We start from the raw sequence: 16534 nt of genomic DNA, 5'->3' as shown, positions 1-16534 counted from the left end.
TTCTATAATGACCTCATAAAATTGAACTGTAAAAAACAATTTTAAAAGGTAATTAGGTCATTTTTTTTTTTTTTTTTATGAAAAATGCAAATAAGAATAAATAACAATTATACAGATAATAATTCCGGCTAATTTTACATATTTCCAAGGAGTGATATCTACTTGTTTAGTATATGGCAATATAAAGGCAGTTTTACGTGGTTTTAATTTACCAATAACTAACATAATTACAATATTTAAAACAAATAGTATGGCCATTACATGTAAAAAATGTGGATAATTTTCGTTACCAAAAACAAAAGGTTTTAAAATAAACTGACTGATTATGTACATAATGGAACCAGAAATAATTCCGAATTTTGCAGCAGAAGCAGGTACTTTTTTTGTGAAGTAACCAACTACAATAATCGTTAAAATGGGAATACTATAAATTCCGTTTGCTTCTTGTAAATATCCAAAAATACTACCTGCGTACATTACTAAAGGAGCAACACACATAGAGATTATTGCTAATAAAATTCCAAACTTTTTACCCGCTTTTACTACTTGTTTTTCTGTAGCTTCTTTATTGATATGTGATTTGTAAATATCCAAACCAAATAAAGTAACAGAAGAATTTAAAGCAGAATTAAATGAAGACAAAATAGCGCCAAATAACACTGCAGCAAAAAAACCAACCAAACTAGGAGGCAATACTTTTTTTACCAATTCTGGATACGCTTCATCTGGATTTTCTAAAGTTTCGCCAAAAAGATAAAATGCAATAACTCCTGGAAGAACTACAATTAAAGGCCCTAATATTTTAATAAAGGCAGCATAAATTAATCCTTTTTGCCCTTCTTTTAAGTTTTTTGCACCTAAGGCTCTTTGTATAATTGCTTGGTTTGTTCCCCAATAAAAAAGTTGAACCAACATCATTCCTGTAAAAATAGTTCCAAAAGGAATTGAAGATTTAGCATCACCAATTACATTAAATTTTTCTGGAGCTTTTTCTAATAATATTGAAATACCATCAGTAAAACTACCTTCACCAACTAAGATTAATCCAAAAATAGGAATCATCATTCCACCAACTAATAAACCAACTGCATTAATTGTATCAGAAACTGCAACTGCTTTTAAGCCTCCAAAAATTGCATAAATAGAGCCTATAATTCCAATTCCCCAAACTGTAATCCAAAGAGCTGTAGTTTTACTTACATTTAAAAGTTCTGGAACGTTAAACATACTGTTTAAAGCAAGTGAGCCCGAATACAAAACAATTGGTAAAAGCACAATTACATAACCAGATAAAAATAAACCTGAGGTTATTGTTTTGGTCATTTTATCAAAACGAGTTTCTAAAAATTGAGGTACTGTAGTAATACCGCCTTTTAAATAACGAGGTAATAAAACAACTGCAGTTACAACCATTGCAATTGCTGCCAAGGTTTCCCAAGCCATAACTAAAATTCCTTCTTTAAAAGCAGCACCATTTAAACCAACAATTTGTTCTGTAGATAAATTAGTCAGTAATAAAGACCCTGCAATAACAACACCAGTTAAACTTCGTCCTCCAAGAAAATATCCATCAGAAGAATCTTCATCGGTTTTACGAGTTGCATAATAAGAAATTACTGCAACAAGGATTGTAAAAAAAGGAAAGCTAAAATTTGCATAGTTTATATTTTTGAAGGTGTTATTGAAAATGTGTAGTTGTATTTTTTATTTGCAGGAATGGTATATTTTTGATGAACTAAACGTCCCCAAGAAGTATCGCCTCCAACTCCCATTTGTAAAAAATCGATGTTCCATTGCACTGTATTTCCTATTTTAATATCTGCTCCATGTTTTTTGGTAACTGGTATTAAACCAGATGCAGATTGTGTTGCATCATCTGTATTAAAATCAATTTCTTTCATATTAAAAGGCCAAACACTTGCGTTTAACAATGTTGAACTTGTAGTTGTTAAATGTAAGTTTTTTGAAGATAATTGCATCCATCTCACTTCTGTTTTGTTACCAGTTTCTTGTGGACGAACATATACATGAAATTGCTCTTTTACTTTACCTGAATATACTCCAAGTTTAGTTCCTGTTTTTCTATCCCAATAACTTTCATTTAGGCCTTTTCCATACCAAGATACATCCTCGAAATTAGTGTTTAAAGTTACATACATTCCTAATCTTGGTATATTTGGTAAATCTTTTTTAGTTGGACTAAAAGTATAACTAATTGATAAAATACCATCAGTATTTAAAGAATAATTTACAATTACAGTTGCTTCATTTTTAGGTAAATGATAAGAAACTGTATATTTAACACCTTTATCATTCAAAATTGGTTTTTCTAGTAATTCAGCTTTGTAATGATAACTAGCTTCTTGCCAATTTTTTGCCCATTTATCCATGCCATTTCCTAAATCATTATCTGTTGGTGGTCTCCAAAAATTAGGCTGAATTGGATGATTTGTAATTTCATTTCCTTCAAAAGACCAATTTATAATTTCACCAGAAGTCGCGTTTATATTTAGTTGAAATTTGTTGTTTTGAATACTAAAAGTGTTATCCAATTTTGTGATTTCTATTTTTTTCTGATGCTCTAATTTGGTTTTTTTTGTTTTTCTCTTATTTAAAACAAACTGATCCCAACCAATTTCATGGCCTTTTGGTATTAGTTTAGTTGCTGTTTTTTGAACTAAACGAATCTCTAAAATATACTCGTTTTCTATATCAAGATGTAAAGGGAATTTTTCAATTCTCCAACTAGTTTTTTGTTGAGGTTTTATATTTATAGTAATTCCTGTTCCTGTAATAGAATCTTTTCCGTTTTTTAATAGTTTCCATTCTAAAGTTTTATCAGAAAAATCGGCAAAGAAATTTTTGTTTTCAATTTCTATAATTCCATTTCCTAAATAGTTAAATTGTACAGGTTCATACACCTTTTTAACTTCAGATAAATGTGGATGAGGATTTTTATAAGGATCAACCAAACCATTGTTTAAAAAATTCCCATCTGTAGGCAAATCAGGATGATAATCATGTCCGTAAGCTAAATAAGGTTTCCCATTTTTATCTTTATATTCTAAACTTTGATCTACCCAATCCCAAATAAATCCACCTTGTAAATTGTTGTATTTTTCAATAATATCCCAATAATCCTGTAAGTTTCCAACAGAATTTCCCATAGCATGAGCATATTCAATCATAATAGAAGGCTTGTTAGAATTCGATTTTCCATGCTCAATTAAATACTCAGGTTTTGGATACATTGGGCAATATAAATCTGTATAATCTTCTTTGTGTGCTGGTTCATATTGTACAATTCTATTATCATCTTGTTGCTTTAACCACTTGTAAGTAGTTCTAAAAACTTCACCAACACCAGCTTCATTCCCTAAAGACCAAGAATAAATTGAAGCATGATTCCGATCTCTAAAGTACATGCGTTTTGTGCGCATTAAATGTGCAGGTAGCCAACTCATTTCGTTTCCTATTTGTGTTTCTTTATCAATTGCTAAAGGATGGCTTTCTATATTGGCTTCATCAACAACATATAAACCATACAAATCACATAAATCTAACCAATACGGATCGTTTGGATAATGAGAAGAACGAACAGCATTAATATTGTTTTCTTTCATCAACTTAATATCCTTTTCCATAGAAGCTTTAGAAACTACATGACCCGTAAACGGGTCTGTTTCATGTCTATTTACACCTTTAATGTAAATAGGCTTTCCGTTGATTAAAACTTGTGCATTTTTAATTTCAACTCTTTTAAAACCTATTTTTTTATTGATAAACTGATTGCTACTTAATGTAATTTCTAGATCATATAAATTAGGTATTTCTGCCGACCAAGATTTTATGTTTTTGATAATTTTATCAACCTTAAAAACGAATGTTGAATTTGCAGCAATTGAAACCGTATTGGTCTCTTTAAATTCATTTTTTAGCGCAACTGTAATTTCTTTTTTAACCTCTTTATCCGTTTCATTTGTAATTGAAAAAGTTCCGTTAAAAATTCCATCACTATAAGAATCGTTTAAAGTTGTTTTTGCATGAAAATCAGAAAGATGAACTTTTGGTCTAGAATACAAATAAACGTCACGCTCAATTCCGCTCATTCTTAACATATCTTGGCTCTCTAAATAACTAGCATCAGACCAACGGAACATTTGCAATGCAATACTATTTTTGCCTGTTTTAAGATGCTTACTTATATTAAATTCTGCAGGTGTTTTACTGCCTTGAGAATACCCAACATAATAGCCATTTATGTACACATACATTGCAGATTTAGCGCCAGCAAAATGTAAGATAATATCTTCGGATAAAAAGTTTTTCTCTAAATTAATCTCTTTTCTATAGGTTCCAACCGGATTGTAATCTGTTGGTGCATCTGGCCATTTAGAAGTAAATGGATAACGTTCGTCTAAATAAATAGGATGTCCATAACCTACAACTTCCCAATTAGAAGGAACCGAAATTGTTTTCCAGTCAGTATCATCAAAATTGATATTTTGAAAAGTTGTAGGACGTTTTTTAGGATCTTTTACCCAGTTAAATTTCCAATCTCCATTCAGGCTCATAAAACGAGATGAGTTTTCTTTTTTAGTAAGAGTTGAATTTTCAAAAGCAAAAAAAGTAGCTCTAGGCGCTAATTTATTTTCTTCAAAAACTTGATGATTAAAATGGTTTTTTTGTGCTGCTACGGATTTTAAATTTTCCTTTTTACAACTAGCAATTAGGCATACTATTAGAAGGTAATATATTTTAAATTTCATGTGCTGTTTTTTAAAGTTGTAAAAAATCTTCAGTCAGAATTTTTTGTAGGTAAAAAAGTACTTCTTTTGCATTGTCTTTTGTAAAAACAATTGGCGGTTTTATTTTTAAAACATTGTAATCTAAACCATCGGTACTCATTAAGATTCCGTGATCTTTCATTCTGTTTGCTAAATAATCTGTTTGCGCTGCTAGCGGATTTAAGTTGGCATCTACCAATTCTATTCCTAGAAATAACCCTTGTCCGCGTACATTACCAATTATTGGAAATTCTTTAGAAAGTTTTAGTAATTCAGCTTTTAAAAACTCGCCAACTTCTAATGCATTTTCTTGTAGTTTCTCTGTTTTTACAGTTTTTAAAACTTCGGTGGCAATTGCACAAGAAACAGGATTTCCTCCAAAAGTGTTAAAATATTCCATTCCGTTAGCAAAAGTATCTGCCACTTTTTGAGTGCAAGCAACAGCCGCAATTGGGTGCCCATTTCCTAAAGGTTTACCAATGGTTACAATATCTGGCACAACATTATGCAATTGAAAACCCCAAAAAGTTTTCCCCATTCTACCAACACCTGTTTGTACTTCATCAGAAATACAAATACCGCCAGCTTTTCTAACTAATTCGTAAGACTTGGCTAAAAAACCTTCGGGTAATTCTATTTGTCCGCCACAAGAAATAATAGGTTCAACAATAAACCCGCCAACATTTCTTCCTTTTTTCTGAATATTATCTATACAGTTTTTAACTTCTGCTACATATTTATGAGCAACATTTTCCCCTCTATACTTTCCTCTAAAAGCATCTGGTAACGGAAATATTTGTGTGTGTTCTGGTGCTCCGTTTCCACCTTTTCCATCAAATTTGTAGGAAGAAATAGCTACTGCCATATTCGAGTTTCCATGATAGCCAACTTCACTAGCAATCATATCTTTTTCTCCCGTAACTGCTTTTACCATTCGTATAGCAAGTTCATTCGCCTCGCTACCAGAATTCACAAAATGCAAAACATTTAATTCTTCGGGTAAGGTTTCAATCAGCTCTTTTGCTAATTCATTCATATTTTCATGTAAATACCTAGAATTAGTATTTATCAACGCCATTTGTTTTTGACCCGCTTTTACCACCTTATAATGTTCATGGCCAACATGGGCAACATTATTTACAGTATCTAAATATTTTTGTCCGAATTGATCCATTAAATACTGACCTGCGCCACGCACCATTTTAATGGGAGTTTTATATTGTAGGCTTAAACTTTTCCCTAAATGCTGTTTTCTGTAGTTGATAATAGCATCATTAGAAAGTGTTGTTTTTTCAAACAATGCATCCGATTTAAACAATAAGTTTGGATCTGGGCAAACACTTTTCCAAACATCAATTTGTTTTAAATAAGCAACACCAGGAAAATCATTTTTATAATCAAATAAAGAAAGCATAATTTGAAAATGTAAATGTGGCGCCCAATTTCCGTTTTCAGGATAATTTGCCAATTCAGCAATTTTTTCACCTTTTAAAATAGTGTCTCCAACTTTATGTCTTAAAACACTTTTTACAGTATTATGACCGTATAAAGTGTAGAATTCAAAATCTTCAATTGTATGCTTTAATACAACCAATCCGCCATATTCTTTTTCTTTATCGTTATTTACAGCAATAACTACCTCGCCACCCAAAAGTGCATGAACTGGTGTTAATGCAGGCAACCAAAAATCTACACCTAAATGAATACATCTACTTTCTCGCCCATAATTTCCAATTTTATCGAAAGCAGTGGAGGTGTACAAAGCTCTTGGTTCTATATAACCGCCAGCAATAATTTTAGTAGGAACTTCTTTTTGGAGTTGATTTATTTTAAACTGAAATAAATCGAGATTGTTAAATTCTTGTAAATGCCCTGTCCAACTACTAGAAACACTTAAATCTAAATGATGAGTATTGTTTCTTTGTATGGTTGGAAACAAGTCGGTTAATAAAAAAGTATTATTAGCAGTCCATTTTTTGAATTTTTCTTCATTAGGATGCGCAACAAATCCACACACAATTCTAAAGCTATATTCTGCAAATTGCGGATGAATGGCTCTCCATTTTTTTAACACTTCCCAAGCAGGTTGTTCACTAATTAATAAATACTCGTTATTGGGTTCTTCAATTTTATTGATGGCAGATTTTGTAACAGAAATAACCAAGCGCATTGCAATGGCATTGTACAAATGAGCTAACTCATTTTCTTGTAACGGAAAAGTACTATGATACCCTTTTAGGATGGGCAAACAAGTCTCTAAAACATCATTATGATTCATAATTGCATATGCACAAGCAATTGCCAAATCGTTAATTATTTGTGTGTAAATAGCGTCTCCATAATCAATTGCTGCTTTTACGGTTGGATTGATTAAATCTTCCGAAACAATAACATTATTGTCATTGGCATCATTATGCACAACCGATTTTCTTAAAGCATCATACGTTGTTTTTTTTGCTTCAAATTCATTTTGAAAATAGGTGATAAGTTCTTTTTTTCATCAGAAAATAAATGAATATGCTCTTTTGTCCAAAGAGATTGTGCAACATCCCAAACAAATTCTCTTGTTGCTTTTTTGTGATTAAAACCTTTTAAAGAAGCAGTTAATAAACCACATTGTTTACCTAAACTAAAACGTAAATTATTTAATTGCGGATTTACAGAGCTCCAAACCCTACCAGAAATCCACGTTAATAAACGTACTTTTCTGTGGTTTCCAAAATCGTCTTTAATAGTTGCAATTGCTTTTCCTTCTTTTTCATTCACTACTTTTGGAGCAATTAAATCTTCTCCATTTTCTGCAACATATTGTAATAATTTTTGTTGAAAATCTAAATAGTTTTCATCTTCATTTGGACGCGATATTTTTAGAATATAACCTTCTGAATTATCAACTTTAATTCTAAAATTAAAATCGATTTCTCCAGGCAAACTAGTTGCTGTTCCTTTTATTTTAAATACATCAAAAAGAATTTCTTCCGCTTTTTGAGTTGTAATTTTTATTGCGTTATATTCCATTTTAATCTTTTTGTAGTAACATAATTATGTGCGCTGCACTCCAACTAAAGTTTTTTGCATACAAACCTTCTCCTGTTAAAGGATGATAATTTTCACGGATAGATTTTCCTTTTCCTAAAACACCTTCTGCACCTTTTAAAATTTGAACTGTAGCTTTATCAGCATCTTCATTAAAACCGTAATTACGTAAACTTTTTACGCCAAAATATGCTTGATCTAACCAATTTGGTCCGCGCCAATACCCTTTTAAAGGATTAAATTTTTCATGATCTGCACTCATGGTTTGAAACGGAACTTTGGTGTAGAATTTTTTAGGATCCATCATTTTATTTTTAACTGCTTCGGCTTGTTCTTGTGTTGCTGCATTTGCCCAAAGTGCGGTCCACCCTTCGCTTCCTTCTCCTTTTATAAATGTTTTTCCATCTAAAGTAGTGTCATAAAACCAACCATCATTTGTATCATAAAACTGCGTTTGAATCTTTGTTTTTAAAACAGCAGCCGCTTTTTTAAACGCTTCACTTTCGTTGTTTTTAGCTAAAATTAAAGCTAATTCTGATAAATAGATTTTTTCAGCATATAAATAAGCGTTTAAATCTACCGACTCTTGATCTAAAGAATAAGCACCTTCGCTATTTTTTAAGATTTTAGAGTTGTCAAAACGAATGGCATTGTCCATTCCGCTTTCCCATTTTGCAGCAATTAAGCTTCCGTCTGTAGAACCGTATTCGCATAAACCATCTCTATCATGGTCTCTTTTGTTGTACCAAAATTCATGATACAATTTTAACTTTGGATACATTAATTTTACAAATTCAATATCCTTGTCTTTTTCATAAATTTTTGAAACTGCCCAAGCAGATAAAGGTGGTTTTGTATCTCTATAATTATGTGGTTCTATAGAAGTATCTCTGTACACACAATCTACCACAAAGCCGTCTTTGCTTTGAAAGTGAAACATTAATTTCATCTGCTCTTTGGCTAAATCGGTATTGTAATAAGACAAACCAACGGCATGTTTCCAAGAATCCCAAGACCAAAAGCCATGAAACCATTTGTAGTGATAACTAGGGAATAAACCTTGGTTTTTAATTTCGCCTGCAGGAATTCTCCAATTATTTTGTAAGGTTAAATGCGCTTTCGCTAATACTTCTGCATACGTATCAGTAGAGAATTGTGGTTTACTATTTTCTATTAATGATTTTAATTCTGCATTTTTTTCTTCTTTTCTCTTTTCTAAAACAGTTTTAAAATCTGAATTTTTTATTGTGTTTAATTCATTATTCCAAAAATATTCTTTAAAAACAAAACTTTGAGAAATCGTGTAGCTTTTAGTCTCATTTGGTTTTAAAACTAAACGAATTGTATTAGAAGTATAAGAACTGTCATTCGATTTTAACAAGATTTCATCAGGAAAAATAACATGACCAACCGCATCTGTTTTTGTGGGATTTAGGGTTAACTTATTTTTATCCGAAGAAAAAATTAAACCATCTGCAAGTAAAGGCTCATTTTTAAAAGAATAATTAATTGTTTTGTCTGTGTTGCCAATATTTTTTAAGGTAGAATTTATAATTGCTGTATGACCAGAACTGAAAACTAATTGTTGTTTTAGTTCTATGTTTTCTGATAAAAAAGTTTGTTCTAAATGGCTGTTGTAACTTTTTATGGTGTGAGAATTCCAATTTATATTTTCTATATTTAAATTGACTAAAGATTTACTAGACCAAATTCCGTTTTGCTGTGTCATTAAAAAAGGCCCAGAAAAACCAATTATTTTAGAAGTTGAATTTGGAAAACTATAGGCAAACCAAGCTCCTTTATCAGAAAACATCAATCCATTTTTATCAAATTTTGAAACAGGACTTATTTTATAGTTTAAAATATTTTCACTGAAGTTTAAATACTCTTTTTTAATAATTGGTTCCGGTTTTTTACACTGAAAGCAAAGCAACAAAAGGAATGTTAGACTATAATAAGAAAGTTTATTTAACATCTTTAGATTAAGTTTTAATAATGATTTCAACAAATTTCGATTTATTTTTTGAAAATTTTATAAAAAAAACCTTTACATCACCTTACACTTTTAGTGAATCTGATATTATTTGTTTGAATTTATGCTATGTTTGAAAAAGTTATCAAATTAAAGGTTTTCATTTTATTTGATGCTTTTTCAGTTGGTAAGATAAAATTTAAATTTTTAGAGATGAAACAGTGGTTGTTAATACTAGTTTTAATTAGCAGTAATGCTTTTGCACAGAAAAATATTTGGGATGAAAATCCGAATGATTCTCAATTAGAATTAGATAGTTTACTGGTAATATTACCACAATCTATAAAACAAGAACGCATCCCGTTATTAAATAGGATTGCAGAGATTTATTGGGTAATTAATCCTGATAGAACCATAGAGTTTGCAACAGAAGCTTTACAACTGTCTTTAGAGTTTAAAAATAAAAAGCAAGAAGGATACGCACTTATAAATCTTTGTCAGGGTTATTTATTTAATAATATATATGACAAAGCACTAAAATTGGGGTTAGAATCTTTAGAAGTTAGAAAAAATATTGATGACGATTATGATTTAGCATTTACATTAAGAACACTTGGTTGGTTGTATTATGATATTGGTTATTATAACAAAGCTTTAGAGTATCATGTAAAAACACTTAAAATTCATGAAAAAATTAATGATGTTCAACGAATTGCTTATAGTTACAATAGCATAGGACTTACACATGCAAAAAAAGAAGATTACTATTTAGCATTAACTTTTTTCAAGAAATCTTTAGCGTTAAAAAAAGAATTTAATAAAGAAGGAAGAATTGCAGAAACCATGAAGAACATTGGCATCTGTTATTATAAACTCGATGAACTAAAACTATCGAAAGAGTTTTTAGAAGCATCTTTAGAAATTTCTGATAAAATTAAAGACAATCAGATTATGGTTCAGGTTTTAAATGAACTTTCTAAAGTGAATTTAAAACTAGGTAATTTTAATAAAAGTGCCCAGTTTTTAACCAAATCTCGATTAATTATTATGGAGTTTGTTGAGAACAAAGAATGGATTTTAGAAAACGATTTAGGCTGGTCTAATTACTATTATGCTATGGGCGATTATAAAAAAGCGCTAGAGAATTATAAGAAATATGAAGAAGCAAGAACTGATGTTTTTACAAATAATGAAAGTGAAAAATTAACAGAAATGAGAATTCTCTACGAAGCAGAACGTAGTGAAACAGAAATAAAATATCTAGAGAAACAAAGAAATTTAGAAGCTCAAAAAAAGAAGTATTTAATTTTTGGTTTTGTATTGTTGGTTATTATTGGAGTGCTTATTATTTTCTTTTTAAGAAATAATATTAAAAAGAAAAAAGCAATTTATAAACAGAGCACAAAACTTTCTAAAGAGAAATTAAAAACACAATCTCTTTTAAGAGAAAATTTAGAACATAAATTAGATTTTAGAATGAAAGAGTTAACAAACTTGGCGTTATTTATTTCTCAAAGATCATCTATATATAAAGATTTAGTTGCTTCTTTTAAAAGGTTAAATTTCTCGAATTCAGATCAGTTAAAAAAAGATGTAAATACACTTATTAAAGAATACACTTTCAAGTTCGATTTTAATGAAGATATTCAGAAATTTCACACGAATGTAGAAACACTTCAAAGCGATTTTTTATTCAAAATAAAAGAAAAATTTCCAAAGCTTACAGAAAAAGAAGTTCAATTAGCAGTGCAAGTTAAACTTAAATTAAGCTCAAAAGAAATTGCAAACTTAAATAACATCTCTTTAAATTCTGTTGAAATAGGAAGACATCGATTAAGAAAAAAATTAAATTTAGAAAAGAAAGATAATCTAGTAAAGTTTTTAGAAAACATTTAAAAACAATATTTTCTTTATCTATTTTTCTTGTAAAATAGGGATATCAAAAGAACTTTGGTTAAAATAGCTTAAAAAGAGAAAATGCCTTTGTTTACTAGTTTTTTGCTGCATTGTAAAGGTTGAGTAAAGGTGTTTTTTTAGTTATCTACGCTTAAATTAGCAATATTTGGATCATAAAATAATTTTATTATGATGCAAAAAAAATTACACTTTAATTACTTATTTCAAGCAAAACATTTATTGCTGCTTGCATTCTTTTTCTTTGGAACAATATCTTCCTTTGGACAAGATGTTTTAATAAAAGGAACCGTTTTAGATAAAAGTAATAATCCAATTCCTGGAGTTGCAGTTATTGTAAAAGGAAATTCCTTAAAAGGAACAGAAACAGATTTTGACGGAAAATTTTCTATTAAAGTATTAAAAACCGAGAAAGTATTAGTTTTTAGTTATTTAGGCTATAAGAAAAGAGAAATCAATATTGATAATCAAACTACAATTACTGTAATTTTAGAAGAAGATTCTGAAAGTTTAGATGAAATTATTGTTGTTGGTTATGGTACTCAAAAGAAGAGTGATGTAACTGGAGCAGTTGGACGCGTAAAATCTGAAGAATTAAATAAAGTAGCAGTTTCTAACCCAACAGAAGCTTTACAAGGTAGAGTTGCTGGTGTTACTGTAGTGAAATCTTCTGGTTCTCCAGGATCTGAAGTAGATATTAAAATTAGAGGTGTTGGTACTAATGGAAACAATCAACCATTATATATTGTAGATGGTGTACAAGCCAACTCTTACTTTATAGACCCTAATAATATTGCATCTATAGAAATTTTAAAAGATGTTTCTTCTGCTGCAATTTACGGTACTAGAGCTGCCAACGGAGTTGTAATTATTACAACAAAAAAAGGTAGAGTTGGTGATGTTAAAGTAGAATTCGATTCTTATGTAAGTTTTAATTCGGTAAGAAAATCGTATAATTTATTAGATGCAGAAGGTTATAAAAGTGTACATAAACAAATGTTTGAAAATGCAGGAGCAACTGTACCAACATTTGTAACATCACCAACAGCAGCAAATACAGATTGGTTAAATGAAATTTTAAGTGATGCAATACAAACAAATTATAGTGTTAGAATCAGTGGAGCATCAGAAAATGTAAACTACAGTTTAGCTGCAAACAATGTTTCTGAAGAAGGAATTGTTTTAGGTTCAGACTTTGGTAAAAAATCTTTAAACTTAAATTTAGGATTTACAAAAGGAAAATTCTCATTAAATGGTGGTGTTACGTATGCAGAAACAATTAGAGAAGGCTACAAGTTTTCTTTAAGAGATACGTACCATATTTCTCCATTAATTGCTATTAACGATGCTAATAATGCAAGTGGTTATGGTTTTGCTACAGATGCATCTCTTCCAGATCATGCTAATCCTTTAGCAATTAATAATTTTGTAGAAGGAGAAACTAAACTACAATATAACTTATTTAACTTATCATTAGGTTATGAGGTTTTAGAGGGTTTAAATGCAAAATTAAATGTATCTCAAGCAACTACAAATAATTATACTTTCGGGTTTACAAAACGTTTTCAAGCACAAAGAATTGTAGCAAGTACACATGAGTTTGGGCAGGTTTCTGAATACAATTCTCAATTTAAAAGAACCCAAACAGAGGCATTAGTAACCTATAAAAAAGAAATAGAAAATCATGCTTTTGATGTTTTATTAGGATATTCTAGAATATTTGAACCATTTAGAGAAACAAATGCGGTTGCAGATGGTTATAAAACGGTTGATGGTAATCAGGTTTTAGCAGATTTAATTGATCCTAACTTTAAAACAATAAATGCTTTTGGAGATGGTACAAGAACATCAACAGGAACAAATTCTGAATATGCATTGGCATCGCAATTTGCGAGATTAAATTACTCTTTTAAAGACCGTTATTTATTTCAGGCAAGCGTTCGTAGAGATGGTAGTTCTAAATTTGGAGCAAATAAAAGATTTGGAACTTTTCCTGCTTTTGCTTTAGGTTGGAAAATATCCGAAGAAAGCTTTATGGAAGACCAAGACGTTTTTAATTCTTTAAAACTTCGTTTCTCTTGGGGACAAGCAGGTAATGATTCTAGTTTAAGTTATTATGGATATTCGCCATTAATTGAAGTAGGAAAAGATCATTATAATGGAGGTTATGTTTTTGGTGGTACAGCAACAAGAGGTGCAATTACTAGAGATTTAAATAACCCTAACTTAAGATGGGAAACAAATACATCTACAAATTTAGGTGTAGATTTTGCCATGTTAGATAGAAAATTAAACGGTTCTGTAAACTATTATTCGAGTCTTACATCAGATTTACTATTTAGAAAACAAGTTTCTCCATCAGCAGGAATTAACAACCCTATTGTAAATATTGGTGAGTTTAAAAATAGCGGAATAGAATTAGAATTAGGGTATTCAGATTCAGTAAATGAATTTAAATATAACGTTAATGCTGCTTTTTCTACAACTAAAAATGAAGTTACAAGTTTGTCTAATGCAGATCAAGAAGTTGCTGGAGTTGGTTTAAAATATGGATCTGATCATTATGTAAATAGCACAAGAATAGGGTATGAAGCTGGTGCTTATTTTTTAACAGAAGCTAATGGTATTTTCCAAAATCAAGCAGAAATAACTGCACACGATCCTAACGGAACTTTACAACCTGGTGCACAACCTGGAGATATTCGTTTTGTAGATCAAAATGGAGATAACGTTTTAGATTCAGAAGATTTAATCTATTCAGGAACAGGTTTGCCAAAGTTTGAATATAGTTTCAATTTTAACTTTGAATATAAAGGTTTCGATGCTACTTTATTTTTACAAGGAGTTGGTGGAAATAAAATTTATGATGGTAATGCTTTTGAAATGCAAGGTTTAGATGCACCAAGAAACTTTACGGCAAATGTATTAAATGCTTGGACAACTAGTAATACTGATACAAATATGCCTAGAGCAATATTAGGAGATCCAAACCAGAACAACAGAGCGTCTACACGTTTTTTACATAATGGCGCATACTTAAGATTAAAAACGGTTCAATTAGGGTATACATTGCCTACTAATATTCTTGAAAAATTGAAAGTAGATAACTTAAGAGTGTATGTAACAGGCCAGAATTTATTTACGGCTACAAGTTATGATGGATTAGATCCAGAAGTTGGAGGTAGTGTTTTAAGTCAGGGAATTGACAGAACATTATATCCAAAATATAAATCTGTAATAATGGGATTACAACTTAAATTTTAAACATTTTAAAGATGAAAAACATACTTAAATATATAGCAATTATCTTATTTGCAACAAACCTAGTTTCTTGTGATGATGATGAATTTTTAACAAGAGAATCTAAAGACCAATTATCTTCTAATTTATTTTGGAGAGATGCAGCAGATGCAAAAGCAGCGTTAACTACAGCTTATTCAGAATTAGAAGCAAGACAAAATTTTTGGGACGGATGGCAAGAAGGAAGATCTGTTGTAGAATGGTATCGTTCCGATTATATGTTACCAGGAGTAGATGGTAATAATTATGCACATTGGATGTCTATGTTTAACGGGACCTATACAAACGGACATACTTTTATAAATCTATTATGGAAGTTAAATTACAACGGACTTAATTATGCAAATCAGGTAATTGTAAATGTAGATTTAATGGATGATGCTGATATTTCATCAGCAGAAAAAAAACAATTTATTGCAGAAGCAACTTTTTTAAGAGCCTATTATCATTTTAAACTATTAACCTTATATAAGCAAATTGTTATTAGAGAAGGTGTCGTTGGTGAAGAAGATTTAGATAAAGCATTGTCTACTAGAGCAGAAGCTTGGACTGTGATTTTAAAGGATTTTGAAGCTGCAGCAGCAAATTTACCTGTTTCTTATCCAGCTTCAGAAGTTGGGAGAGCAACAAAAGGAGCTGCATTGGCATATTTAGGTAAAGCATATTTACATAAAGCAGGAGATACAGAAGCTTCAGAAACCGACGATTATAAAAATGCAGCAGATGCTTTAAATGAAGTTGTAAAATTAGCAACGTATAGTTTAGAAGGCAATTATGTTAGTATGTTTGATGGGACAAATCAAAACTCATCAGAATCTATTTTCGAAATTCAAATTAACTCACCATCTGCAGATGCTTATAATAGAACCAATTTACACAAGTTTATTGCAGATCCAATGTACGATGGTTGGGGTGGTTTAGAAGCAACACAAGGGCTTTTAACAGAAATGAAATCAGAAGGAAAAATATCTACAAATAGTGGTTATGATGAAAGATTGTATGCTTCTCTTTACTATAAAGGAGATTATTATAACGATAACCCAAACATGCAAGGTTATACTTGGGATTTCTTATCAAATTATCAATATGGAAGTGCAAATGCTGTAGATAATAAAGTGTTTTTAAGAAAATTTATTCCTAAAGTTACTTGGGGTGTTTATAATGATGATTTAAATGTGCCTTTAATGCGTTATGCAGATGTTTTATTAATGAGAGCAGAAGCCTTAAACGAAAACTCTAGTACTGCAGAAGCAATTACATTAATTAATATGGTAAGAGCTGCACATGGTAAAATGCCAGCAACAACTGCCGTTTCACAATCAGAAGTAAAAAATCAGATTATTCATGAAAGAACTATGGAGTTTCAATTAGAGTCTTCTCGTTTTTTCGATTTAAGAAGATGGGGAACTTTAGATGCAGCCATGAGTACAGCCGGTAGAACGTTAAATACAGCAAACAATGGTTATTTACCAGTACCATTGTCTGAAATAAAAAATAACTCGGAAGTAAATTAATTATTTTGTTA

8 protein-coding genes are annotated in these 16534 nt (G+C 30.4%); 3 read left to right on the top strand and 5 right to left on the bottom strand.

The features are described from left to right. Nucleotides 1-75 precede the first annotated feature (75 nt). The 5 genes from N5A56_RS10670 to N5A56_RS10650 are packed head-to-tail and all read right to left on the bottom strand — an operon-like array spanning nt 76 to nt 9636. Nucleotides 76-1665 (bottom strand): solute:sodium symporter family transporter, encoded by a 1590-nt coding sequence (locus N5A56_RS10670; protein ID WP_265726133.1) that lies wholly within the window; start codon nt 1663-1665, stop codon nt 76-78. Continuing rightward, nucleotides 1662-4769 carry a glycoside hydrolase family 2 TIM barrel-domain containing protein gene (locus tag N5A56_RS10665; RefSeq protein WP_265725442.1) on the bottom strand — a complete coding sequence of 1036 codons (3108 nt, stop codon included), beginning with the start codon at nt 4767-4769 and terminating at the stop codon, nt 1662-1664. Before N5A56_RS10665 ends, N5A56_RS10670 begins: the two co-directional genes overlap by 4 nt. Before the next feature lie 10 nt (nt 4770-4779). Continuing rightward, entirely contained in the window at nt 4780-7206 is a 2427-nt protein-coding gene (locus N5A56_RS10660) for an aminotransferase class III-fold pyridoxal phosphate-dependent enzyme (RefSeq protein WP_274270393.1), read from the bottom strand. Nucleotides 7207-7217: 11 nt separating this feature from the next. Continuing rightward, the gene (locus N5A56_RS10655) at nt 7218-7805 is read right to left on the bottom strand and encodes a phosphotransferase (RefSeq protein WP_274270392.1); all 588 of its coding nucleotides are present in this window, start codon (nt 7803-7805) and stop codon (nt 7218-7220) included. A gap of 1 nt (nt 7806) precedes the next feature. Next, nucleotides 7807-9636 carry an MGH1-like glycoside hydrolase domain-containing protein gene (locus N5A56_RS10650; RefSeq protein WP_265725440.1) on the bottom strand — a complete coding sequence of 610 codons (1830 nt, stop codon included), beginning with the start codon at nt 9634-9636 and terminating at the stop codon, nt 7807-7809. 372 nt (nt 9637-10008) lie between these two features. Here N5A56_RS10650 and N5A56_RS10645 point away from each other — a divergent pair, with 372 nt between their 5' ends. From N5A56_RS10645 to N5A56_RS10635, 3 genes are all read left to right on the top strand, one after another. Beyond that, on the top strand, nt 10009-11691 hold the full coding sequence (locus N5A56_RS10645) for a tetratricopeptide repeat protein (protein ID WP_265725439.1): 1683 nt from the start codon (nt 10009-10011) through the stop codon (nt 11689-11691). Nucleotides 11692-11880: 189 nt separating this feature from the next. Continuing rightward, nucleotides 11881-14973, top strand: coding sequence for a SusC/RagA family TonB-linked outer membrane protein (locus N5A56_RS10640; protein ID WP_265725438.1), 3093 nt, complete (start codon nt 11881-11883; stop codon nt 14971-14973). A gap of 11 nt (nt 14974-14984) precedes the next feature. After that, nucleotides 14985-16523: a RagB/SusD family nutrient uptake outer membrane protein gene (locus N5A56_RS10635; protein WP_265725437.1), complete on the top strand. Its 1539-nt coding sequence runs from the start codon at nt 14985-14987 to the stop codon at nt 16521-16523. Nucleotides 16524-16534 lie beyond the last annotated feature (11 nt).

The sequence above is a fragment of the Polaribacter ponticola genome (assembly GCF_026191475.2).
Taxonomy (GTDB): Bacteria; Bacteroidota; Bacteroidia; order Flavobacteriales; family Flavobacteriaceae; genus Polaribacter; species Polaribacter ponticola.
Note: the sequence above shows the minus strand (reverse complement) of the source record. Positions and strands in the feature narration are given on the sequence as shown.